This is a genomic window from Lactobacillus sp. PV012 (genome assembly GCF_014522325.1).
In the GTDB taxonomy this organism is placed as follows: Bacteria; Bacillota; Bacilli; order Lactobacillales; family Lactobacillaceae; genus Lactobacillus.
The window spans coordinates 221,742-245,969 of the sequence record NZ_CP041983.1 but is presented as its reverse complement, the minus strand read 5'-3'; the positions used below and the strand labels follow the sequence as shown (position 1 = coordinate 245,969).

Here is a 24,228-nt window from a genome sequence, read left to right as displayed (position 1 = left end):
TTCTATAATATCAGACTGCTAAAAAAATACTTACGAAAATTTTTAAAATACGATATGATAATCAGCGACGCAAAAATTTAGGTATTTATTAGGAGGAATTTTTTTGAATAATGAAAAATCTCATCAGGCCATTGTAAAAACTAAAAATCCTTGGCTTGCGATGTTACCCCTTATGTTAGGAGCATTTGTAGGAATGTTATCTGAAACGTCTCTTAACATTGCCCTTCCCCAATTAATGCAAGCTTTTAAAGTCCCAACAGGAACTATTCAATGGTTAGTTACTGGTTATATGCTAGTAATCGGAATCGTCCTTCCACTATCTAGCTTACTTACCAAGTGGTTTTCAACAAGAAAATTAGTTATTTTTGGGCTTTTTGCTTTCTTAATTGGGTCGATTATTTCTGCAATTGCACCAAACTTTGGAATCGTATTAACTGGAAGAATGATTCAAGGTATCGGAACTGGAATCGTTTTACCATTAATGTTTACCGCTGCAATGTTAATTTTCCCACCTGAAAAACTGGGAGCGGCAATGGGAGCCTGTGCCATGGTTATCATGCTTGCACCAGCTATTGGTCCAACGGTTACTGGGTTAATTTTAGGTAAATTAAGCTGGAATTGGATTTTCTGGATGTTTGTTCCCTTCTTAGTAGTAGCATTAATCTTTGCCTTTACTAGCTTAGTTAACCTCAATGAAGTTACTAAACCTAGAATTGATTTCGTTTCTATTTTAGAATCAGTTGTTGGATTTGCTGCCTTAGTTAGTGGGGTAAGCTTAGCAGGCGATATGGGGCTTACTTCACCTCTTGTGTGGGTATTAATTATTGGAGCAATTATTGTGCTAGCATTTTACACTCATCGCCAACTTCACCTTGAAAATCCAATTCTCAATTTGAAGATTTTTTCAATTTCGCAATTTAGGGTTGGAGCCTTAATTGTTATGGTAGATTTTGCAATCATTCTTTCTGCTATGTATCTTTTACCCCAATACATTCAAAGTGGACGTTTGCTTCCAGTAGCCTTAACAGGAATTATTATGTTACCAGGTGGCTTAATCAATGCTTTAACTTCTGCCATTGCCGGTCGCATTTACGACCAAATTGGTGCTAAATTCCCAGCTCTTATTGGCTTTATTCTTGCCTTAGTGGGAGCTTTAATGTTGGCTTTCACAACTACAACTTCTTCAATTTGGTACATCATCGTAGCCCAAGTTATTTTAATGATCGGCGCTCCGCTTGCAATGTCTCCAGCTCAAACATATGCGCTTAATGCTGTTCAAGGACCTGAATCTGCTGATGGTAGTACTATTATGAACACTTTACAACAAATTGTTGGAGCAATTGCTACCGCTATTGCTACTATCTTATTAGCTACTGGACAACAAGCAGCTAATACAACTAACAAGGCAGTTGCCTTTACTAATGGGGCTCACTACGGTTTTTACTTTACTATTGTTTTAGTAATTCTTGGCTTATTATTAAGCTTGTTTATCAAAAAAGAAAATAATTTCCTGGGAAATGAGCAGTGGAAACACTGCTCATTTTTGACAAAAAAATCAAAAGGCACTATAATAGACTTACTAAAAATAAGAGCTATATCAAATTTAATATGAAAGGACAGATATATGGCAAAAAAATCAAAAATTGTTAAAGCTGCAAAGCAACGTGAATTAATTAAAAAATACTATGAATTAAAAGCTGCTGGAAATGTTGAAGCATTAGCTAAATTACCTCGCAATGCTCGTCCAGTTCGTTACCACAATCGTGACTTACAAGATGGACGTCCACACGGCTACATGCGTAAATTTGGAATGTCTCGTTTACGTTTCAAAGAATTAGCTCACAAGGGACAACTTCCTGGCGTTAAAAAAGCAAGTTGGTAATAAAAGCAAAGCCGATAGAGATTAATTGATTTCTATCGGCTTTTTTCATATTCAAAATTATTAATCAAGTTGCAAAGCAAACTCAAGCATGTGTTGGACGCGAAATAAATCTTCTGGCCGCAAATGGCCAGCTGGTTTTTCATCAAGCAAACGTTCACGAGAAAAAGTTTGAATCTGTGCTGCATTTACTCGTCCATGAACGGCATATCCTTCTAAATCTACATAAGTCGGAAAATCATTCCCATGTGATGTAATGGGACAAACCATTAAATAATGTGTCTTTTCATTATATGAATTTGAAGAGATAACTACTGCGGGATGCTTTCCTCGCATCTCCTGTCCAACTGATGGAGAAAAATCCACCCAAACAATATCTCCTTGCTTAAATCTAATCATCGTACTCTTCCTTACCAAACTCTTCTAAACCAAGATTTTCCCAATCATCTTGCTCTCTATCTTCCATTCCTTCAAACTTCATTTCCGAAGTATAGGGATTTTCAATATATGGGATTAAAAGAATGCGACCATCTTTCATTTGATGAATTAAATAATGGGGATAAGTATGAAATGAAAAATCAGTTGGAATACTGAAAACTATTTCTTTCTCTGAATCATCATACTTCTTTAAAATTAAATTGATATGCATTTTAAAACCCCCTTTTAGTTTTAATTATATGCCGATACAAGCTAAAATTCGACTTTTAAGCACTAAAAAAGGCTAAACCTCAAGCGGTTTAACCTTTTATCTTAGATTACTTGTCAAGCTTTTCCTTGTTAACAACATCTAAGTTTTCGTCAAATGTGTAAACAACTGGTTCACCAGTTTTCATTTCAACATCCATGATATCTTCATCAGAAATGTTTTCGATGTACTTAGTTAAAGCACGTAATGAGTTACCGTGAGCTGCAATAATAACATTCTTGTTATCAAGTAACTTAGGAGCAATTTCATCTTCCCAGAATGGAATAACTCTTTCCAAAGTAACCTTAAGGTTTTCTGCCTTCGGTACTACATGTGGGTCAAGGTGAGCGTAACGACGATCATGTGCTTGACTGTATTCTGAATCATCATCAATAGCTGGTGGTAAAACATCGTAAGAACGACGCCAAATGTGAACTTGGTCATCACCGTATTTTTCAGCAGTCTTTTCTTTGTTTAAACCTTGAAGTGCACCGTAGTGACGTTCGTTTAATCTCCAGCTCTTAACTTCTGGAATCCAAAGTTGGTCACTTTCTTCAAGTGCGTAGTGCAAAGTCTTAATTGCACGAGTTAAAGTTGAAGTGTAAGCTTGGTCAAATTCAAGGCCGTGTTCCTTAAGTAATCTACCAGCGTTCTTAGCTTCTTCTACACCCTTTTCGGAAAGATCAACATCAACCCAACCAGTAAATTGGTTTGAAAGGTTCCATTGACTTTGTCCGTGACGAATTAATACTAATTTGGACATAAATGAATTCTCCTTTAAAAACTTTTTTCACTAACTATTTTACACGCTTTCTTAAAAAAAATCATAGATATTCCTAGAAAAAACTTTTTTTCTCAAAAAAGTGTAAAATTATAGATGTAATATTTTTTAATGGAGTTGTATTTATGAAACACAAAAACAAATTTTTCTTATTATTTGCTGTTCTTTCATGCTTATTAGTACTAAGCGCTTGTGGAAAAAAGGAAAACAGTTCTTCTACTTCTACCTTACCTTCCGCTAAAAGTCTAATTGGTGATAAAAGCAGCTTTAGTAAAAGCATTCAAAATGGTCATTTTGAACAAAACCTTGAGTCTAAAAAGCTACAGCAAGCAATTAGTCTTACTGGTAATTATAATTTTGATCAAATTACTTACGCAAGCTACAAAATTACTAACAAGTCAAAAACGCAGACTGAGCAACTTTGGTTAACTGACAAAAAGCTTTACATGCTACTACAAGGTAACCATGGAAAATGGATTGTAACTAGTTCTGATGCTAATAACTTTGATAGTAGTCAAGTAACTCGTCGCTTTGACCCTGATACTTTTAGTGAGCTTAATGATTTAATGAAAGAGCAAGCTAAAGTTAAAGAGAATAATTCTTCTTACACTGTAACTTACTCTGGCACTAGTAGTGAAATCTGGAAGGCAATGAATATCTTAGTAGTTGATAGTATGAACAGTCCTGGTGGCCAAAACATGAACATTGTTCGTGCAATCAATGTAGCTCAACTTAACAATTTAAAGATTCAATACGTTTACAACAAATCAGATAAAAAACTTGTTTCAATGAATTTCTCTGCTAAGTTTACTGCCTTGAATAACGCTAACTTCACTTGGAACTTAAACTACGATGACTTTGGTCAATATAAGAATTTAGTTGTCCCACAAAAGATTTCTAAAAATGCTGTTGAAGTAAGCAAAAATAAATAGAAAAAGATTCCGTAACGGAATCTTTTTTACTACCTAAAAATAAAAGCACTCTTTCTCACTTATTGAAAAAGAGTGCTTTCTTATGGAAAAGGTAAGGAACTCCTTACCTTCTACGAGTTATGTGTTTCTATACTATAACTGCCTTTCGGCAAGAAAAGACCAGATAATCTTTTACATTACAATTATATCTTGAACATCTTTATTAGTCCAGCTACTCGTTAATTCTTTTTACCTAGTTCTTTCCTAATCTTTGTTACCTCTTCTATTGGAGCTGTAAAAATCAATCGATCTCCCGGTTCAATAATTGTATTACCATGAGGCGTAAGCCACTGCTTTTTACGTAAAATGTAACTTACCGTAATCTTATTAATAAATGGTAAATCCATTAATTTGCGACCCGTGTATTTACGATTGCGGACTGTTATTTCATAAAGTCCATTCTTAGTATTGCGTAAAATTGCCACAATTGATGGGGATTCAATCATTGAACGTAAAACAGAAGTTTCGGCATTAAAGGCATTGAAAATTTCCACTCCTTCATTACGCAATTCTTCTATTTCTGGTGACTCAATGACCTTCTTTTGAATTACAATTACCCTTTTAACACCGTTACTTTTAGCTAGTAAACCCAACCGTCGATTCAAGGTATCATTTTCTAGCCCTGCTACAAAAATCTCACAATTAAAAGCTCCAGCTGCCTTTAACTGTTCCTCATCTAAACTAGCAACTAACTTTAATTTCGGCAATCTACTCTTGTAGGTATTGTAATTGTCCTTAATATTGGTCATCATGGTGATATTGTACCAGTTATCATATAGTTCCTGCGTTACAGGTACTGTCACTACATTGGCCCCAAAAATAGTTACTCGCTCTTTAATCTTATCTTCTTTGGTTAATTTAAAAATTGAATTAAACGAAATCGGACCAAAGATACAAACAATTACCGCTGCTAAAATGAAAGCATCAGATTGCACTGAAGTAATCGCCTTTAACTTACGCGCTACTTCTAACGTAGGCAATACAATCGTAATAGTGGTAACAATTAAAAATGTACCAGCGACTGCATTTCTTTTAACAAAATTTCTTCCGTATACCAACAGAATTGGCAGCTTGGCTAAAATTAAGAATAATACCAAAATTGGAATCAACATTAAGGCATTGGGATGCGCAAATAATGATTTAAGATTGAGTTTTACTCCAGTCATAATAAAGAAAACTGGAATAAAGAACCCATACCCAATTGAGGTTAATTTATCCATGGTGGCTTCGCTAGGTTGTAATAGTTTCATTACCATCCCCGCTAAAAACGCCCCTAAGATATTTTCAGCACCTACGCGTTCAGCAACTGTAACCAAGGTAAAAATCAAAAAGAAGGCTAAGCGTACATCAAGCTGAGTAGTAGATTTAGAAATTTCGGTAAACCACTCATATGGCTTTTTAAAGCGATTTAATAAAATTATCGCTACTACAAAAAGTAAAATGATCAACCATAATTGACCAGCATTGCCACCATTAATTGAGGCATAAATTGTTAAAAGCAATAAAGGAATTACTTCCCCTAAGACAGCTGTTAACAAAATAGTCTGTCCAATAGGTCGTGATAAAATTTCTTTTTCTTTCAAGGTAGCAATAACTACTCCTAAGGCAACAGTCATAAAAATGATGGTTGCCAGCATTATATCGCTAAATAGACCAGTAAAATGCAAAATTACTGCCAAAATTACTGCGGTAATAGTTACTAAAATATAAGATAAAATAGCTATTTTTGCAGGATTGACTTGCGCTTTGCTTTGGGTATCATCTCGCTTAAATAGGTTAAAATTTATTTCCATCCCTGATAGAAACATCAAAAGAGTAACCCCTAAGTTTGATAACAAATTGACGGCTGTTGTTTCTTCAACAATATTTAAGGCGGAATGTCCCAAGACAATCCCTACTATAATTTCAGCAACAGCTGTGGGAATTGTAGTAACTTTTAAACGAGCCATTACTATTGGAATCGTTAAGGCAGCTAAAGAAACTACAAAAATTGAAAATTGTCCCATGATTTTCCCATGACTCCTTCCACAGTTTTATTATGTGAAAATCATACCAAAAAAATTCTCATCTTCAAAATTTGCTCTTCTTTATCTACCTTGTTCATCTTCAAAACTTATTTTTCGAGAAATAATTTGACGTTGTAAAGCTGGCGTAGTTTCAAAATTGGTTAATCTCTTTACCTGCACTGTATCTGTTGCCGCTGCAATACTATCAGCTAAATTACGGACAGGACTGTAGTTCTTCATCATCCCTGCTAAAAAAGTAGCTAAAAGTGTTTCACCAGCACCCACAGGATCTACTTCTTCAACCTCAGGTGCATGAGCCATAAATGCATGCGTCATATTTACAATAGCTGCTCCCTCTTTTCCTAAGGAAAGCAAAACATGATCGGCACCATCAGCTACTAAATCATGAGCTAAATCTAACAATTGTTTAGTAGTCAATAATTTATCTGTTTGATCAAACCAAGCCTTGATTTCAGTTTCATTTGGCTTAAGTAAAAGGGGATGCAGTGGTAAAACATCTCGAACTTCTTGATAAGGACTATCAATTACTAGATATGCTGATTTTTTGGTGGCTAAAGTTGCCAAATCAATGAGATAAGTTGGCGCAATTCCTGGTGCGAATTTACCAGCGATTACTACTATATCTCCTGCTTTTAATTCTCCCTTTAAGTAATCTAACAAAGCTTGCTGACTTTTAGCAGTAACAGGACTTTCTGTACTTGCATCAATAAAATGACTACTTATTTCTGCATTTGCTAATTCTTTCTCAATTTTGGCTTTCTTTTCTTGAATAATACCAGTTGCAAGAGAATCAATTCCTAATTTTTTTAAAATTAAAGAAATATCAATTCCCTTTCCCATTACATTTTCAGTAGTATCCAAAGTTAAAGTATAAATCATCTAAGCTAATTCCTCCTGATTTCTTTTTCCACCCCAATTATACCAAACGAAAAAGCCACTAGTTTCCTAGTGACTTTATTTAAACTTATTATTACTTAAAGTTAGCAACTTTAACGTATTGGCCCTTACCTACGCGGTAGTAAGATTTTCCATTAATAACACGAGATCTACCATAGACCTTCAAAGCACTACCCTTCTTAATGGTTGGTGCGCTTGTCTTGTGGCCTTTACTATTATAAACATAAGCATTATGACTTAAGTTCTTAGATACACCATCTACATTTGAAACACGTACATATTGGTTATCACCAATCTTGTAGTAAGCTTTATTATTGATGTTAACCACACCACCGATAACCTTAATTGGAGTATATGCAGAGTAGAACTTACCTGTTGACTCACCCTTTTCAGTGTAAATCACACTCTTATACATGATAGTCTTAGGAGTAGTTACAACTGTATTAGTAGTGGTAGTAGTAGATGCTGGTTTAGTAGAGCTTGAACTAGTAGCTGGCTTAGATGATGCACTTGAACTAGTAGCTGGTTTAGATTGAGTAGGTGCTTGGGTGCTTGCATCATTATATGAAAGTGGTAATAAGGAAATGTTACCATCAACGTATAATCCACGCCAGTTATCAGTAAACTGCCAAATTGCTACTCCATCCATGCTTGGGAAATAATTAAAATCAGGATTGTCAATTCGACCCATAGTAGCATATGAAGCTACCCAAAGAGAATTAGGATATGAATTTAACACCGTTGCAGTATTAATATTACTCTTTAATAAGTAAGCTCCTGAATATAAAAGTGGCTTGTAACCTGCTGCTTTAACTTTGTTCATAAAAGCTACAATTGCATTTGCACTAGCATCTTTACCTGCAGTAACTACATTTCCATCACCAGTTTCCCAGTCACATGCAATGTATGAACCCTTAGGTAATCCAGTAGCTTGAGCAGATTTAACAGCCCAATTTGCTTCCGAAACTGCTGCACTACTGTTAGCACCAAAAGTTGCAAAGTGATATGCCATTGGCATCATATTAGTTGACTTCGCACTAGCGATTTGACCAGCAGCGTTAGGATTACGATATGATGTACCTTCACTAACTTTTACAATTGCAAATTGTGAACCTGCATTTGCATGCTTTGAAAGGTCGGTACTTTGAAAACTAGAAACATCCACTCCGTAAGAGCGACTGCTTACACTAGACTTTGCAGCTTGAACAGTTGTAGTTTTTGAAGTAACAATATTACCTACTCCAACAACTGCTGTAGTTGCCATCATACCCGCACAAGCTAAGGCACTTAAAAATTTCTTATTTGCTGAACGCATGAAATCCTCCGCAAAAATTATCCATAATTAAATTTACTATCTTAATTAGCGAACCAATACATACTTCTCAGGTACCCATTGGTTTCCACCTAAGTTATACCACTTTTCGCCCTTAATGACGGCTATCTTGAAAAACTTCCAATTAGTACCGTTAGAAAGAATGCGTTTTGTAGCATCTTCACCAGGCTTAGTGTAAACAGGAACACCGTAATTTGGTTTTGAATTAATTGTTACTACCCCTGTTGACTTATAAACAGGATATTCAACTTTTGTCTTAGGTTTAGCAGGTGCTTGACTTACAGCTACTTTCTTCAAGTTATCCACTTTAATTCCAGTAGACTGAATCCATTTCGTTTTACCTAAACGATACCAAGTCTTACCCTTAATTTCTTTTTTACCAGTAATCTTCCAATCACTTTCCTTTGGTAGTAATTGACCTGTTTTCTTACCAGTTGGAGCTGACCAAACTTCAATATTTTTTGCAGTTACAATGAAACTTCCTTCAACCTTTTCGTAGTCTTTTTCAACTTTGGTCTTCTTAGAAGTCGTTTTCTTTACAGTACTTTCTTCCTTTTCTTTAGGTGCCTGGCTTACTTCTTTAGCAGGATTAGTATAGATAGAACTTAGCCATTGCTTAGAACCAATATGATTGTAACGAACACCTTTAACAATTGCATAGCCATTTACTTTCCAAGTACTATTTAGTGGTAAAGTTTTCCCGTTTTTCTTACCATTTGGACTCTTCAAAACAGGTGCTCCTTCTGTCGGGGCATTTGTAATCTTAACTACTTCACTAGTCTTGATATAAGTATAACTTTTCTTTTTCTTTGGCTTTTGTACAACTGTTTTGGTAGCTTGAGTGGTGGTCTTTACCGTGGCACTTGCACCAAAAGCAGAATTATTAACCCATCCTAGTTGAGTTAAAGCATGGGTTACACCATTCTTATAAGTAATGTACTTGCTAATTGTCATTTGTTGTCCAACACGAGCTGTACCAATTTGCTTTCCAACGTCACTATCAACGGGTGCATCAGTAATTGGGGTTGTTTTGACAACTTTCTTAACTTCGTTGACATTAGTAGTAACCGGGTCATATTGTTTGAAGTTATTAGCTTCAATGATTGAATTCAAAGTACTTGCATAGTTAGGTGCAGTTGCATACTTGCCTTGCAAGCCTTGTTGTGTAGCTTGCTCAGGGGTTGATGCATTTTCTACCCATGCTCCAGAATACGTTGAACCCATATCTTTACGAATTAATGAACCATTGTCATTAAAAGATTCGGTGTAAGAAGGATACTTCTTAAAGGAGGCATTAACCGTCTTATAACTACCATTAATGTATTCTCCAGTCTTAACCGTTACAGATTGACCATTGTAACTTCCCTTGATACCAAATAAATTATTATTTGGACTCTGAGATAAACTGGATTGTCCCCACCCAGATTCAACAGCAGCTTGAGCCATCATTACAGAAGTATAAGTTCCATATTTAGATGATGATTCTACCGCAGCTGATGCTGCTTTATTAATGAACTGTTGATTTTGTTGATTTGTAGCTGCCTTAACCACATTATCATTATCGGAGTTTAAAGCTTTTACATGGTGTGTAGCAGTTATACCTGCAGTTGTAATTAAAGCTGCAGTTGCAATGCTTGTTAATGTCTTCTTACTCAATTTTTATTCCTCTTTTTTACACACATTTATATCATATAGTCGTCTGAGTCAATATACAACCAAACACATGTTTTGAAACAGAAAAGTAATATTTTAGAAACATTAAATAAACTTTTAGTTGTAATTTATTACTTTTATTCCCACATCTTTTCAGACTTGTTATATACAGTGTAACGCAAAAAAAGGAAAATTTAAATTTTTAATAACACTTTTTTCGATTGTAAGCGATTTTGTTATTAATTATTTTCAAATTTTTACTTTAAATTTCTGCTAAACAGCTTTCTTCCAGGGATTTGCCAACCACTAAAAAACCTATTGTTTCAAAGTTTTTGGTTATTTATTAGGTGAGAAGAAAATAATTCTTAATTAAAATATTTTTAAATTCCAGAAATAGAATAAAAATAAAATAACATTATTCTTTTTATTTTAGTTCCTGGATATTCTTTTACAACTTTTTCTTTCTTATTTACTCCAAGTGTAATTTATCTCTGCTTTCACATAAAAATGAGCACAAAAAAAGACGATACAATGTATCGTCTTTTTGAGAGTAATTAGTTAATTAAAATTACTTGAAGTTAGCAACCTTAACGTATTGGTTTTCACCGATACGGTAAACCTTCTTACCCTTGATAGTGAATGCACTACCGTAAGTTCTCTTTTCTGAACCCTTCTTAAGAACAGTGTTCTTTTGAACACGCTTAAGCTTGTTGTTGTAGATGTAAGCGTTGTGCTTCAAAGTACGCATAGTACCATCGATGTTACCAACCTTAACGAAACGGTTTTCGCCAAGCTTGTAGAATTTAGCACCGTTAATAGTTACGATATCACCGTAAACAGTAACCTTGTTGTAAGCACCGATGCTTTCCTTAGTAGCCTTACCATCCTTATCGTAGATAAGAGCCTTGTGCATGATAGTCTTTTCAGTCTTCTTTTCTTCCTTGATTGAACCATCAACATACTTAGTTGCTACGAATTGGTTTGAGCTTGAGCTGTTAAGACGAGTGTATGATACACCATCAACAGTTACAGTACCGAAAGTTGCAACTTTAGAATCGTTTGCTAAAGTTGTAGAAGTTTCAGTAACCTTGTTACCATCAATAGTAACTACCTTAGCAGTTTCTGAACCAGCTTGAACAGTCTTAGTTTCACCTGGGTCACCAACAGTTACGTTTACAGTAGCCTTAGTAGTCTTGTTGTTTGATGGGTTAGTAGCTGAAAGAACAACAGTGTACTTACCTGCAACAGCAGTGTTTAAGTTGCTTGAATCAACCTTTACACTAGTAGTAAGGTTTGAAGTTGCGTCAATCTTTGCAGTAAATGCATTTGCAATAGCTTGTGCGTTAGTTGCAGAGTTAAGTTGAAGACTTAAGTTCCAAGCGTTAGTGCTGTTTGCAACTGCTTTGTAATCATTGTTAGTAGTACTAAATACTGGTGCATCACTTGCAGTAGTAGTTGAGTTAGCAACAGTTACAGTTACAGGGAATGAAACAGTTTTACCGTTTGAAGCGTAACCAGTTAAGTTAACAGTAAAGTTAGTTGCTGGTGCTGTGAAGCTACCATCCTTTTCAACATTTACGTTAGCATTCTTTAAACTTGATCTTACAGAGTTTTCAACTGCTGATGCTGACCAATCTAAAGCTTTTGCAACTTTTTCACCACTACTTGGCATTTGAACTTTGTACGCAGAAGTAATAGCCTTTGCTAAGCTTGCAACAGTAGTGTTATTACCTAAAGCAATAGAACCACTTGAAACAATCTTGTTGTCGTTGTTAGTAACAACTGGAGTACCAGTTAAACTCTTGTCAAATACGTAGAAAGAGTCACTAGTAAAGTTTACACCGTTGTTAGCGTTTAATTCTTCTGCAGTTTGAGTAGTCTTACCTGCAACAGTACCACCTGCGATTGAGTAAGTGTTACCAGTAGTTAAACCTTTAAGCTTGATACCGTTAACTAAAACAACGTAAGCTTGGTTAGCTTCTAACTTAGTTGCATCATTTAAAGCAGTAGTAGTACCAGCTTTAGCAATTTCAACCTTGTAAGCACCGGTACCAGTTGCACTATTAGCAACAGTTGCACTATTAGCAACAGTTGCACCATCAACAGTAACTTTAGCACTCTTGGTAGCTTCTCCAACAGTAGTCTTACCTGCAGTAGCATCTAATGAAATGTTTACAGTAACAGTACCTGCAGTTTGAGTAGGTGCTGGTTGAGTAGCAGTAGTGTTATTAACAGTAACAGCAGCGTTAGCAGTACCAGTAGCAACTACTGGAGCAACTGCTAATAAAGCAGCAGCAGTAACGCTAGCGATTTTAATATTTTTCTTCATGTGGTCTTTTCCTCCTTGATAAATCAATAAAATGTAATAGGATAAAGGCTCATTTGTGGATTTGCCTATAATGTACAAAATCATTTAATCTTAAATCGAAAATAGTGTTTTTCGAGGTAGTCATTTTAAGATAAACAATTAGCATGCTGTACAGGCACACGCCTGAAGCATCCCTCCTATTACTTACCACGTTATACATTATATCTTGTTTTCGCCCAAATTCAAAGGCTAACAAGCCTTTTTTTACTATTTAATCTATGTGTAATATTGTTTTTTGTTATTTACTTTCTCTTTAAATCCTTTTATAGCGCATACTTTCAGCAACTACAGCTTCTTATTTTTCTCTTCATATTCTATATTTATATTTCAATAACGTTGCAAAAGTTTAAAGATTTCGCCTTTTTATTCTCAAAATTTCCTTCTTAGATTATTTTTCCTATTATATTATAGTTTATACTTCACCCTCTCCCTTAATATTTCCTAAAGTTTTTGCTTACTTCTGCGACAAACATTAATATTTTTATACACTGTTACTAATGGAAAATTTCAAATGTAATTCTGACTTATGAGAATTTTTCCTAGACACTCTGATATAATAGAAGAGCAAAATATTTAGCAATGAAGGGAGAAATCTTTTAATTATGAAAAAAGCTAAATTATTAGCTGCAACTGTAGCTTTAGGTGCAATGCTTACCACTACTGCTTGCAGCAACCAAGCTGCTCCAAATACTAACTCTAGCAGCTATACTGCATTAATGGCCGCTGGTAAAAAGGCTGCCAAAGCTCAAAACTACGATGAAGCAAAAGAAAAATTTGATCAAGCAAGTAAAATTAAAAATACTACAGAAGCTCAAGCTTACGCTGAACAAGCTGCCCAATTAGATCAGGCTAAGACAAGTATTAATAATTATAACTACGAAAGTTCTCTTAGTAGCTTAAACTCAGCTATTGGCCAAAAGGGCGGTTACTCTGTTATGACCGACCAAGCTAAGAAGCTTTATGGAATTGCTGAAGAAGTTCAAAATAACCTAGATAATGAACTTACTCCACTTTATAAGAAGGCTCAAACTGCTTTAGATAGCCAAAACTACGACCAAGCTCAAGAGTATGCGACTGAAATTCTTTCTCAACCATATCTTGATGGGCAATACAAGGAATACTACACTGATATTCGTGCTAAAGCTCAAAATATTTTAGATAAAGCTAAGAAGGAAAGTAATAATAACGAAACTTCTTCTAGCTCAGCTAAAGACAAATCATCATCTAAGTCTTCTAGTGAAGAATCAACAAGTTCTTCAAGTTCAAGTAGTGAAGATAGCTCATCATCTAGTTCTTCTGCAACTAACAGTAGTGATGACACAATTGATGGTCAAGCTGTAACTTCACGTACTATCAATCAAGTCCGTGCTAAATTAGATGATATTGGTGCTGATACTTCTTCATGGTCTGATCAAGATGTAATTAATTTCATGAAGAGTGCTGCTAACTCTGGTCACACAACTATTGATTCTTACACTCAAAGTGACGTTGACAACTATAATAAATAGATAACTTGATTTTTTACTATTTTCCCTGTAACATAGTATTGAATTTTTGTACACTATTTCCACAGTAAAGGAGTTCTTAACTTTGACTGAAGATACTCAAAACAACACTAAAAACGAGCAAGAAGCTGTAGAAGAAGACGACAAATTTAAGGTAGTTGTTCCAGAAGCTGAACGTGTAGAAATGCCTGCTGTTCAATATCCTGAACAACCAGATTACCTAAAGGTGTTTGCTAACTTTTACATTTCCAAATTCGAAGAAAGCGATCTTGAAATCATGGATACCTTTGATGGTAATCATGATGTAGTTGAAATTAACATCTACATTACTAATAATGCTATCTTTAGTCGTAAGACTTTGATCAAGCACATCTTAAATGTTCATGCAGACCGCTTTAAAGACATTTTAGCTAATATTAAAGAAAAGACTAATACTGATCCTGAAAGCATGAAAACTTATGCTGACTGGGATAATTGGTACGATGACCAACGTAACCAAATTACTCAAACAATGTCTTAATAAAAAGACTCCCGAACGGGAGTCTTTTTATTTTAGCTTAGTATCCCAAGCGGGAAGCTGAGTACCATTGTAATATTTTTTAGTAAGTTGTTTGGTCTTTTGAGTCTGATAAGCCTTCACAACTTCTTGGTATATTTTCTTATTCTTATCCTTCTTACGCGTGACTAAAATATTAATCCAAGGTGCAGAATCCTTATCCAACTTTTCATGATAGATAATATTGTGCTCTAATTTAGCTGGTACAGCATAAGTATTGGTAACTACACTTGCAGCTACACTAGAAAGAATGCGGGCACTTTGATCACCAGAAACTTCTTTTAGCTTTAAATGCTTAGGATTATCTGTTACATCCGCTACAGTAGCTAAGCTTTGATGAGGTTTAATTTTAATCAAGCCTGCATTTTTCAAAACATACAAGGCTCTTGATTCATTTGATGCATCATTTGGAATTGCAATTGTTGCACCATCTGGGATTTCACTCAAACTCTGGTATTTCTTCGAATATAAATTAAGGGGAGCAATATAAGTTTTACCAATTGCTACTAAGTCTTGGTGATTAGCCTTATTCCAACTCTTCAAATAAGCATAGTGCTGAAAAGCATTCATATCCACTTCTCCACTAGCCACCATCTTATTTAATGCGGTCGCATCAGTCACATCTTTTACTTTAATTGTAATCCCATAATCTTCTTTCGCTGTTTCTGCAATGCTCTTCCACAATTTAGCATCTGCATCTGATTCCCCAACGGTTGCAATTACAACTTCTTTATTTTGTTTTGCTTGAGGACTAGGGCCAAAACTAAACCAGCCAGCTATCAAAATTAATATCGCACAACTAATCCAGGCAATGCGTCTTCGGATTCTTTTTTGTCTAAACTGCATCTTTATCACCTAATTATGGCTAACATACAATTTGTGAAAACTATTTCCTGCTTTTCTCTGATTTACAATTGGCGTTAACAACTTTTCTTTTAAATTCTTAAATAATTTTTTCATTTTTATTCTCCTATTTATTCAACCACATGGCGTTCAAATGGTTTATCTGAAATTCCCTCACTAAGGATCTTTTTTGACCATTCTTTTGCAGAAAAGAGTGAATGATCCCGATAATTACCACAACTTTCAATTGTTGTTCCTTGAACATCTTCCCATTGGATCTTATTAGCAATTTCTTCTAGAGAAGACTTAAGTGCTTTAGCTACTTCTGTTGTTGATGGGGTTCCCCAAGTAATCAAATGGAATCCTGTGCGGCAACCAAATGGTGAGCAGTCAATTACACCATCTAAACGATCTCTTAATAAACCTGCAAGTAAGTGTTCAATTGTATGAAGACCAGCTGTTGGAATGGCATTTTCATTAGGTTGTACTAAACGCAAATCAAAATTACTAATTTCATCCCCTTTGCTGCCCTTTTCAACAGTAATTAATCTAACGTAAGGTGCCTTAACTTTTGTGTGATCTAATGTAAAACTTTCAACTTCTGCCATAATAAATTTCTCCTTTAATATAATACTTAAACAAAAAACGCCCCTAAAAGTCATCTGACTTTCAGGGACGTCTACAACGTGTTACCACCCAAATTTAATCTTACTTCATAGCAAGATCCTCAATAAGTGCTCCAAAATGGAATACTCAAATGCCTTATCGTGCATTAAACGTACTCAGCTAACAAAAATGCTCACCTTGTATACAAGCTAAAAGACCATCTTCATCACTCACTTCTTCTCCCGGCTCTCATCAACTTCCGATTTTCTGTAAAAAGGTTAAATGACTACTCATCTTCTCATTGCTTTTTAATATTTTGTTGTAATTATATTAACAAGATTAATAAACTATGTCAACAAACTTAATTAATTTTTTCATTTTTTCTTTAAAACCAATTACTTTCTTCTCTATACACAAAATATTTTACATTTATTTCTTTGAAATGCTTGCAAGTGGTGCTTAAATAGTCGAAAATTAATTATGTTTAAAGAAGAGGGGCTATCATTCTTCTTTTAATTTTAATTTCCTATTTTTATTCAAGGAGTACTAAAAATAATGAAAGAAAAAACGCGCAATAGAGCAACAGCGGCCGGGCTGTTAATCGCTATTGGTATTGTGTATGGGGATATTGGTACAAGTCCTTTATACGTTATGAAATCAATCGTTGAAGGAAATGGTGGAATTGGCCATGTAAGCCGTGATTTCATCATTGGGTCAATTTCATTAGTACTTTGGACTGTTACTTTGCTAACTACTCTTCAAACTGTAGTAATTGCGCTTAAAGCTACTAACCATGGTGAAGGTGGACTTTTTGCGTTATATACTTTGGTTAGAAAGTGTGCTAAGTGGCTTGTCCTGCCGGCATTAATTGGTGGGGCCGCTATTTTAGCAGATGGGACTTTAACTCCTGCTGTTACTGTAACAACAGCTGTTGAAGGACTTAAAGGAATTGAGTTTGGAGCTGGCAATGTCCCTGTCTCCACGCAAGGAATGGTTATTACAATTACCGTCATCATCTTACTAATTCTTTTTGGGATTCAGCGGATGGGAACTAGCATCATTGGTAAAGCCTTTGGACCTATTATGTTCATTTGGTTTGCTTTCCTTGGAATTATGGGTTTTATCAACATGTCGGCTGACTGGTCAATTTTGCAAGCTATTAACCCTTATTATGCAATTAAAGTGCTCTTTAGTCCTTATAATAAGGCAGGTTTAGCTATTCTAGGATCAATTTTCCTAGCAACTACTGGTGCAGAAGCTCTTTATTCTGACGTTGGTCACGTAGGAAAAGCAAATATTATCGGCTCTTGGCCTTTCGTATTTGTTTGTCTTGCCCTTAACTACTTTGGTCAAGGGGTTTGGATTTTAAACAATCCAAATTACCACACCACTGGTGACTTTAACCCATTTTATGAAATGATTCCTTCTAACCTCCGTTTAGCTGCGATCGTTTTAGCTACTATTGCAGCAGTTATTGCTTCACAAGCTTTAATTACAGGATCATTTACTTTAGTTGCTGAAGCAACTGGATTAAAATTTTTACCAAGAATGAATATTATTTATCCTTCAACAGAAAAAGGACAAATTTATATTCCAGCTGTTAACAAAATGATCTGCGTAGCTACAATTGCAATTGTGTTACTCTTCCGCACTTCTGCTCACATGGAAGCAGCTTATGGACTTTCAATCACGATTTCAATGCTCGCTACAACAATCCTTCTCTACGAATGGCTCGTTGTTAAAAAAGTACATCCAATTTGGAATTGGATCTTCTTAATTTTCTTCGGCTTTTTAGACATCATGTTTATGCTTTCAAGTTTAAGCAAATTTACTCATGGTGGTTATGTATCATTAATTATTGCCGGAGTAATCGGAATCGTAATGTACATCTGGTTCTACGGTAATAAAATTCGTGATAAACGCGAAGGACGTAACGCTTATGTTCGTCTAGATGAATATATCGATATGTTAACTGCATTAAGCCACGATGAAGACTACCCAACTTATGCTACAAACTTGGTTTACATGGCTAAAGTTAAATATAATAAATTCATTAAACGTGAAATCTTATATTCAATTTTGGATAAACGTCCTAAACGTGCCAGTGCTTATTGGTTTGTAACAGTAAATGTCACTAACGAACCATTTACTGCTGAATACGCAGTTAATACTTATGAGACTAAAAATGTAATTAATGTACAACTATTCTTAGGGTTCAAGCAACAACAACGGGTTAATGTTTACCTACGTCAAATTGTCCATGACTTAATTGCCGATGGAACAATTGAACCACAACCACAAGAATACACTACTACTCCAGGGCGAGACGTTGGTGACTTTTCATTTGTTATTGTTAATGATGTGATCAGCCCACAAACGCAACTCCGTGGCTATGAAAGATGGCTTGTAGAAGCTCGTGTTGGTTTACAAAATATGTCTTCTAATCCAGCTTCTTGGTTTGGTTTAGACTTCGCAGACACTGTAATCGAACGCGTACCATTAATTTTAGGAAATCAACATCCCGTGGGAATTAAACGAATTCCACCTAAAACTTTTGAAAAATTAAAACGTAAATTACGCACAGAAGACAAGCTTTAAAACAAACAAAAAGAATTCTCAAAATTGAGAATTCTTTTTTTATTCGTCCACTCTCATGGTTGCTGGCCAGCCATCAATTGGCTGACGCTTATCTAATTCTTTAATTTCAGCTACTTCCGCTGGTGTCAAAGTAAAATCAAAAATTTCAAAGTTTTCTTGCATATGCTTAGGGTTAACAGAACGGGGAATAACCATAATATCTTCCTGAGTCAAAAAGCGCAACATAACTTGGACGCCAGTTTTACCATATTTTCTACCAATTTTTTGCAAAACTGGGTGCTTTAAGATAGCAGGCGCATCTTCCATTAAAGGACTATAAGATTCGTGGATAATTCCCTCTCTAGTTAAGAATTCATGCATCTTTCCCTGCTGCAAGTTCAGGTGAGTCTCTATCTGATCAAGTAATGGTTTTACGTCACTATTGGCCATTATTTCTTTTGTCTGATTGATATTAAAATTAGACAAACCAATATGATGCAATTTCCCTTCATGATAGGCTTCAGCCATTGCGCGATAAGTGCCAAGTGAATCTTCCATCGGCCAGTGAATAATCATTAAGTCAAAATAGCTTAATCCTGCTTTTTGTAGGGACTCTTCAATTCCTAACTTAGTTGCTTCATAACCATCTGTCATTGCCTTAGTGGTAATAAAAATATCTTCACGTTTTACATCGCTTTCACGCACTGCTTCTCCTACCTGAGCTTCATTGCGGTAGTATTGCGCTGTATCGATTAGTCGGTAACCAAGCTTTAAAGCCTGTTTAACTGCTTGCTTAGTATCTGCAGGCGCAATATCGTAAGTACCAAAACCTAACTTTGGTATTTTTTCACCTTTAACTTCAAAATACTCCATCTTTTACTTCCTTTCAAAAAAGAATTCCCAAAACGGGAATTCTTTTTACCAGATTATTACTCTCTTTTCTGGATCCATCCACATGCCATCTGATTCTTTAACATCAAATGCATTATAAAATTCTTCTTGTTGTTGTGATTGAACATTAGCACGTTCTGGACCTGGAGCATGGACATCGATTGAAACAATCATTTTACGATATTCTGGGTATTCTTTACCGCCCCAAATTCGTGCAAAGTTTTCAAAGAGCTTCTTAGCGTCTCCACCTTCACTCTTATTTGCACTAATTGCAGCAGTAAGACCACCTTGGTCAGCAATATTTTCAGAAACAATTTGCTTCCCATTTAAGACTGTATTGCCAAATTTAATCCCATCAAAAAGATCAATTTCTGCTTGGGTACGCTTTTTAAATTCAGCGTAATCCTCTTTGGTCCACCAATTATTTAGATTTCCAAATTCATCAAATTTTGCCCCATTATTATCAAAAGCATGTGATATTTCATGGGCAATAACTGTTCCAATCCCACCATAATTAGTTGCACGATCTGCATTTACATCATAAAATGGCGCCTGCAAAATAGCAGCTGGAAAAGTAATATCATTTCTTTGCGGATCATAGCAAGCATTAACCAAATTCCCTGGCATTAGCCAAGTCGTACGATCTACTGGCTTGTAAAGTTTAGCTAAATTCTCTTCTACTGCCTTAGTATTATTTGCTTTAACAGTTTCATATAAACTTGCTGGATTTACTTGTAACTTATCATAAATTTTTTCAATTTTATCTGGATAACCAATCTTTAAAATTAGTGCCCGCAATTTTACAATTGCCTTTTGCTTAGTTTCTTCAGAAAGCCAGTCGTTATTTTTAATGCGTGATTCATAAGCATCAATCATCTTATGAATCATGTCTTCTACATCTTTCTTAGCTGCTTCACCAAAGTAAGTTTGACCATAGTAAACGCCAACTACATCACTGAAACTACTATCAGCCATTCTATAAGCTTGTTTAATTTGACTAGCAAGTTCTGGTTGTCCACTTAAGGCTTGTCTAAATGGAAAAGCTGCTTCACGAAAGTCTTGGGATAAATAACTAGCGACACTATTAATGAAGTGAGTAATAATCCAGCCTTTAATTTCCGCAAAATTTTCCTCATTAACTAGTTCATCAAAGTGCTCTAAGTAACGTGGTTCAATAACATTAACCACTTCTGGCATCTTTCCAAAAAGATCTGTCAGTAGTTGTTTGATATCTAGATTATTAATTTTGGCGGTAAAATCTGCTAACTTAGTTGGATTATAACTAGCAGTATAGTCGGCAGCTTCTTCACTAGATTTAACCACCTTAGCCAAGCGAGCATCAAACTTTAGCGCATTTTCAACATATTCTTGCGCTTGCTCGCTAGCTACTCCTGCCATCTTAAGCAAATTAAGTGCTTGTTGCTTGTACACAGCCAATAATTTTTCAGAACTTGGATCTTGATAACTAGTTGTATCGGGCAAAATTAATCCTGGTGCATTGAAATCTACCATATTTTCTTTAGTATTTTTCATATTTGGATTAACACTAAAACTAAATGGTAGAGCAAACATATTAGTATAAAATTCTTTTGTGCCAATTTCAGCTAAACTATTTAAAGAAGTTAATCTCTTTAAATCTTCTTGAATTGGTTCTGCCCCATCACTATTTCTTTTATCAAAATCTGCTGCTAATTTATAAAATTCAACCGCTTTTTCTAAATTAGGTACAGCTGGAATTTCTTTTTTACCGCTAGCAAAGTCGGCAAAGTCTTGCATAAGTTTCTTTTCAATTTCGATATCAATTTTATCAAAGCGAGCAATCCGTGAACGATCAGAAGGAATGTCATTATTTTCAAGCCATTCCGAATTTACTGCTAAGTATAAGTTATCCTGTGGGCGTACCTTTACATCTGGCTTAGTAATATCACCAGCACCGCCACGAATATCTAAGTTGGTCATGGTTATCTTCCTCTCTAATAATTTTCTAATTTCACTATATTATTTTACCTAAAAATATCTTTTTGCCAAATTTTGCGCTTAATGGAAAACTTTTAGGCGTGCTTTTAAATGAGCATGAAGTGGCACTAACATTACGATCATTAAGAAAATTCCAATCGCTGCTACAATAAAGAAATCAATATAGCCAAATTTATCAATTACTAATCCCCCAAATAAAGGACCAAAAGCTCTTCCAATTGAAGCTGTTGATAAAGTAAGACCCTGGTATTTTCCTTTACTTGAAACTGGAGACAAGTCATTCACATAAGCAGGAATCGCTGGCATTGAAGTTGCTTCTCCTAAAGTTAAAGTGACCATTGAAAAAACAAAATGGGCGTAATCTTTTGCAAACACCAGTGTCACAAAAGAAATTGCAAACATGCTAACTCCAAAAATAACTTGATGAAATAGATTTTTAAAGGTATTAGGGAACCGACTCAAAAATAGTTGTACTAAAACAATAATTCCCGCATTAATAGTCCATAGCAAACTATAAAGATGAAAAGGAATCCCTAACGACACCATATAAACTGAAAGGTTTGATTCCCAGTTCATATACATCAGCCAAATTATTGCCAAGGTAATAAAAAATCCTATACTTAACTTTAAATTAGCCTTAGGCATTGGCTGAATGGTCTGTTTCTGTCCTTCTTCTTTATTTGCCATTCGCTCATGGTGGTATTTAATAATTGGTCGATAATTAATAATTGCATTTACACATACAAATGCAAATAGTCCTCCTGCAATCATAAATAAGAGGGTAACTGAATAATCATATAAGTAACCCACAATTAAAGTCCCTAGCACCACTCCTAAGTTTTGGGCGAAATAAATCATATTAAAGACATAACGTCCCGGTTTTGATTTTAAGCTAGTAGCAATTGAATTAATTAAGGCACCATTCCAGCCTCCTAAAATACCAGTACAAATCATCCAAAACCAATATAGAGGCCAAGTATGATTAAGTCCCATCCCAAATAAGACTAGGGCATCTAATCCAGCTCCTACAATAATTAAATAGTAAGGATTTAATTTGTCATAGGCTTTACCTGCAATATAAGAGCCGGCTACATTTCCTAAACAATTACAAAGTAAAACTACTCCAATCATCGCTAAGGAAACATGAAGTCTCTTATTTAAATAAACAGACGTTAAGGGCCAAATGAAGCTGGCACCAATCCAAGTTAATAATTCTCCTAATAACAACCAATAAAGTTTAATTTCATCAGCCGGTTGCGGCTGCTTTTTAAAGTGCATAATTCCTCCAGTTATTACAATTTAGACTAGTCTTTAGTTTAACATTTTTTCAAATATACAAAAAGCGTCTAGAAATTCTAGACACTTTTCATTAGACTAATTTTTTTCAGAAGTTTGTGACTTTTTAGCTTCAAAATATTGTCCCTTGTTTACCTGATAGTAGGTCTTGTAACGCTTCTTATAGTTATGGAACATATATTTCATTAAAAGCCAACGTTTTAAACTACTATCTTTCTTATAAAAGACGGTAGTGCCATAACGGCCTTCTTTGATTAATTTTTCTGCTAACTTTTTAGCCGGATTATCATAAGCATATTCTTCAAATATCTTAACTGGCACTCCTAACCAAAGAACATACTTACTTTCATCTTTATTACCATAAACAGTTGGAGCAGCTGCTAAGCTATCGTTAACATAATCTTCTACATACCACTTAGCTAAGTTATAGCCGTTCAAGGTAACGTAGAAACTTGAACGTCCTTGACGTAAATTAATTTCAAAGAATTTAAATTCACCATCACGTTCATCATATTTCATATCAAAGTTTGCCATCCCAGTGTAACCAAGCTTTTCTAAGAAAGCTTGCACTGTATCATAAAGTTTTTGATTATAAGCAGGTAAAATCGCCATGTAATTTCCGATTGATTGTGGTGTTGGGTCTTCTAATAAAGGATGGCCCAAGCACATCATCTTAACTTTATGATTCTTGTCGACATAAACATTCAATACACGCATGTTTGAGTCGTCACCAGGGATGAAATCTTGCAAAATTAAATCTTCAGTGTATCCATGAGTATAAATTTTATTTACAATGTCTTTCAATTCAGCTTCATCATGAATAGTAAATGCCTTTTTTCGTCCTTCAAATTGACACTTAAGCCAAGAAACTGGATCTTCAGGCTTCAATTCTACTGGGAAATCAAAAGGTACATCTAGATAAGTGTTATTCTTATAAGCATCCATTGTAATTATTTTTGTCTTAGGATATGGTAAGCCATATTGTTCAGCAATTTCATAAAATCCTTCTTTAGAAATCAATTTTTCTAAGAGGTCATAATCAATATAAGGAACAATAAAAGCTTCTTCCAATTCTTCTTTATGCTTTGCTAAAAGCTCCGCATAACCATCACCACAAGCAATTAAAATTACAGGTTCTTGATGATCCTTGTACTCAGCAATTTTTTGCTTCATGACCTTCATAAAACCTGGATCACTTGAAAAGCCTTCATGAACTTCAACATCTACTATTTTTGAATAGCGAGTTGCTGCTAGTTGAGTTGCTGCCCAAGCTTGAACTTTAATTCCATATGCTTCATTAAATGAGCGTGCCATCCCATAAACATTGATGTCACTACCTAAAAGAATTGGTGTAAATTTAGATTGCAAAATTAGTACTTCCTT

At 35.0% G+C, this 24,228-nt stretch carries 20 protein-coding genes; 6 read left to right on the top strand and 14 right to left on the bottom strand.

Translation table 11 applies throughout. The features are described 5' to 3' along the window. Positions 1-160: 160 nt before the first annotated feature. Both FP433_RS01140 and rpsN read left to right on the top strand, forming a co-directional pair. A complete protein-coding gene (locus FP433_RS01140; RefSeq protein WP_265487235.1) occupies positions 161-1,612 on the top strand; it encodes a DHA2 family efflux MFS transporter permease subunit in 1,452 nt (483 codons plus the stop codon). 12 nt (positions 1,613-1,624) lie between these two features. Further along, on the top strand, positions 1,625-1,882 hold the full coding sequence (gene rpsN / locus FP433_RS01135) for a 30S ribosomal protein S14 (RefSeq protein WP_265483609.1): 258 nt from the start codon (positions 1,625-1,627) through the stop codon (positions 1,880-1,882). 60 nt (positions 1,883-1,942) lie between these two features. Here the strand turns inward: rpsN and FP433_RS01130 are convergent, their stop codons facing one another. From FP433_RS01130 to FP433_RS01120, 3 genes are all read right to left on the bottom strand, one after another. Next, entirely contained in the window at positions 1,943-2,278 is a 336-nt protein-coding gene (locus tag FP433_RS01130; RefSeq protein WP_265483610.1) for a type II toxin-antitoxin system PemK/MazF family toxin, read from the bottom strand. Beyond that, positions 2,271-2,528, bottom strand: coding sequence for an AbrB family transcriptional regulator (locus FP433_RS01125; RefSeq protein ID WP_265486832.1), 258 nt, complete (start codon positions 2,526-2,528; stop codon positions 2,271-2,273). Before FP433_RS01125 ends, FP433_RS01130 begins: the two co-directional genes overlap by 8 nt. A 106-nt stretch (positions 2,529-2,634) precedes the next feature. Continuing rightward, entirely contained in the window at positions 2,635-3,327 is a 693-nt protein-coding gene (locus FP433_RS01120; protein WP_265483612.1) for a 2,3-diphosphoglycerate-dependent phosphoglycerate mutase, read from the bottom strand. A gap of 143 nt (positions 3,328-3,470) precedes the next feature. Between FP433_RS01120 and FP433_RS01115 the strand changes: the two genes are divergently transcribed. Next, entirely contained in the window at positions 3,471-4,277 is an 807-nt protein-coding gene (locus FP433_RS01115; RefSeq protein WP_265486831.1) for a DUF6612 family protein, read from the top strand. 218 nt (positions 4,278-4,495) lie between these two features. Here the strand turns inward: FP433_RS01115 and FP433_RS01110 are convergent, their stop codons facing one another. The 5 genes from FP433_RS01110 to FP433_RS01090 all read right to left on the bottom strand — a co-directional run bounded on the left by FP433_RS01110 (position 4,496) and on the right by FP433_RS01090 (position 12,555). Beyond that, complete coding sequence (locus FP433_RS01110; RefSeq protein WP_265486830.1) at positions 4,496-6,322, bottom strand: monovalent cation:proton antiporter family protein; 1,827 nt, start codon at positions 6,320-6,322, stop codon at positions 4,496-4,498. An 81-nt stretch (positions 6,323-6,403) separates the two neighbouring features. Beyond that, positions 6,404-7,222 (bottom strand): PfkB family carbohydrate kinase, encoded by an 819-nt coding sequence (locus tag FP433_RS01105; protein WP_265486829.1) that lies wholly within the window; start codon positions 7,220-7,222, stop codon positions 6,404-6,406. A gap of 91 nt (positions 7,223-7,313) precedes the next feature. Further along, positions 7,314-8,555, bottom strand: coding sequence for an SLAP domain-containing protein (locus FP433_RS01100; RefSeq protein WP_265483616.1), 1,242 nt, complete (start codon positions 8,553-8,555; stop codon positions 7,314-7,316). A gap of 45 nt (positions 8,556-8,600) precedes the next feature. After that, positions 8,601-10,229: a glycoside hydrolase family 73 protein gene (locus FP433_RS01095; protein ID WP_265483617.1), complete on the bottom strand. Its 1,629-nt coding sequence runs from the start codon at positions 10,227-10,229 to the stop codon at positions 8,601-8,603. A 565-nt stretch (positions 10,230-10,794) separates the two neighbouring features. Beyond that, positions 10,795-12,555 (bottom strand): SLAP domain-containing protein, encoded by a 1,761-nt coding sequence (locus FP433_RS01090; RefSeq protein WP_265486828.1) that lies wholly within the window; start codon positions 12,553-12,555, stop codon positions 10,795-10,797. A 641-nt stretch (positions 12,556-13,196) separates the two neighbouring features. Here FP433_RS01090 and FP433_RS01085 point away from each other — a divergent pair. Both FP433_RS01085 and FP433_RS01080 read left to right on the top strand, forming a co-directional pair. Then, positions 13,197-14,102: a hypothetical protein gene (locus FP433_RS01085; RefSeq protein WP_265483619.1), complete on the top strand. Its 906-nt coding sequence runs from the start codon at positions 13,197-13,199 to the stop codon at positions 14,100-14,102. A gap of 82 nt (positions 14,103-14,184) precedes the next feature. After that, a complete protein-coding gene (locus FP433_RS01080; RefSeq protein ID WP_265483620.1) occupies positions 14,185-14,619 on the top strand; it encodes a hypothetical protein in 435 nt (144 codons plus the stop codon). A gap of 27 nt (positions 14,620-14,646) precedes the next feature. On the opposite strand, the gene FP433_RS01075 is transcribed toward FP433_RS01080, so the two are convergent. Continuing rightward, positions 14,647-15,501: a MetQ/NlpA family ABC transporter substrate-binding protein gene (locus tag FP433_RS01075; protein ID WP_265483621.1), complete on the bottom strand. Its 855-nt coding sequence runs from the start codon at positions 15,499-15,501 to the stop codon at positions 14,647-14,649. Positions 15,502-15,629: 128 nt separating this feature from the next. Continuing rightward, on the bottom strand, positions 15,630-16,106 hold the full coding sequence (locus FP433_RS01070; protein WP_265483622.1) for an S-ribosylhomocysteine lyase: 477 nt from the start codon (positions 16,104-16,106) through the stop codon (positions 15,630-15,632). 553 nt (positions 16,107-16,659) lie between these two features. Here FP433_RS01070 and FP433_RS01065 point away from each other — a divergent pair. Continuing rightward, the gene (locus FP433_RS01065) at positions 16,660-18,702 is read left to right on the top strand and encodes a KUP/HAK/KT family potassium transporter (protein WP_265486827.1); all 2,043 of its coding nucleotides are present in this window, start codon (positions 16,660-16,662) and stop codon (positions 18,700-18,702) included. 39 nt (positions 18,703-18,741) lie between these two features. On the opposite strand, the gene FP433_RS01060 is transcribed toward FP433_RS01065, so the two are convergent. The 4 genes from FP433_RS01060 to FP433_RS01045 all read right to left on the bottom strand — a co-directional run bounded on the left by FP433_RS01060 (position 18,742) and on the right by FP433_RS01045 (position 24,213). Further along, positions 18,742-19,554 carry an aldo/keto reductase gene (locus FP433_RS01060; protein WP_265486826.1) on the bottom strand — a complete coding sequence of 271 codons (813 nt, stop codon included), beginning with the start codon at positions 19,552-19,554 and terminating at the stop codon, positions 18,742-18,744. Between the two features lie 45 nt (positions 19,555-19,599). After that, the gene (locus FP433_RS01055; RefSeq protein WP_265486825.1) at positions 19,600-21,531 is read right to left on the bottom strand and encodes a M13 family metallopeptidase; all 1,932 of its coding nucleotides are present in this window, start codon (positions 21,529-21,531) and stop codon (positions 19,600-19,602) included. 78 nt (positions 21,532-21,609) lie between these two features. Next, on the bottom strand, positions 21,610-22,827 hold the full coding sequence (locus FP433_RS01050; RefSeq protein WP_265483626.1) for an MDR family MFS transporter: 1,218 nt from the start codon (positions 22,825-22,827) through the stop codon (positions 21,610-21,612). A gap of 96 nt (positions 22,828-22,923) precedes the next feature. Beyond that, positions 22,924-24,213, bottom strand: a complete 1,290-nt coding sequence (locus tag FP433_RS01045; protein WP_322555908.1) for a carboxylate--amine ligase — start codon at positions 24,211-24,213, stop codon at positions 22,924-22,926. Between the last annotated feature and the right edge of the window lie 15 nt (positions 24,214-24,228).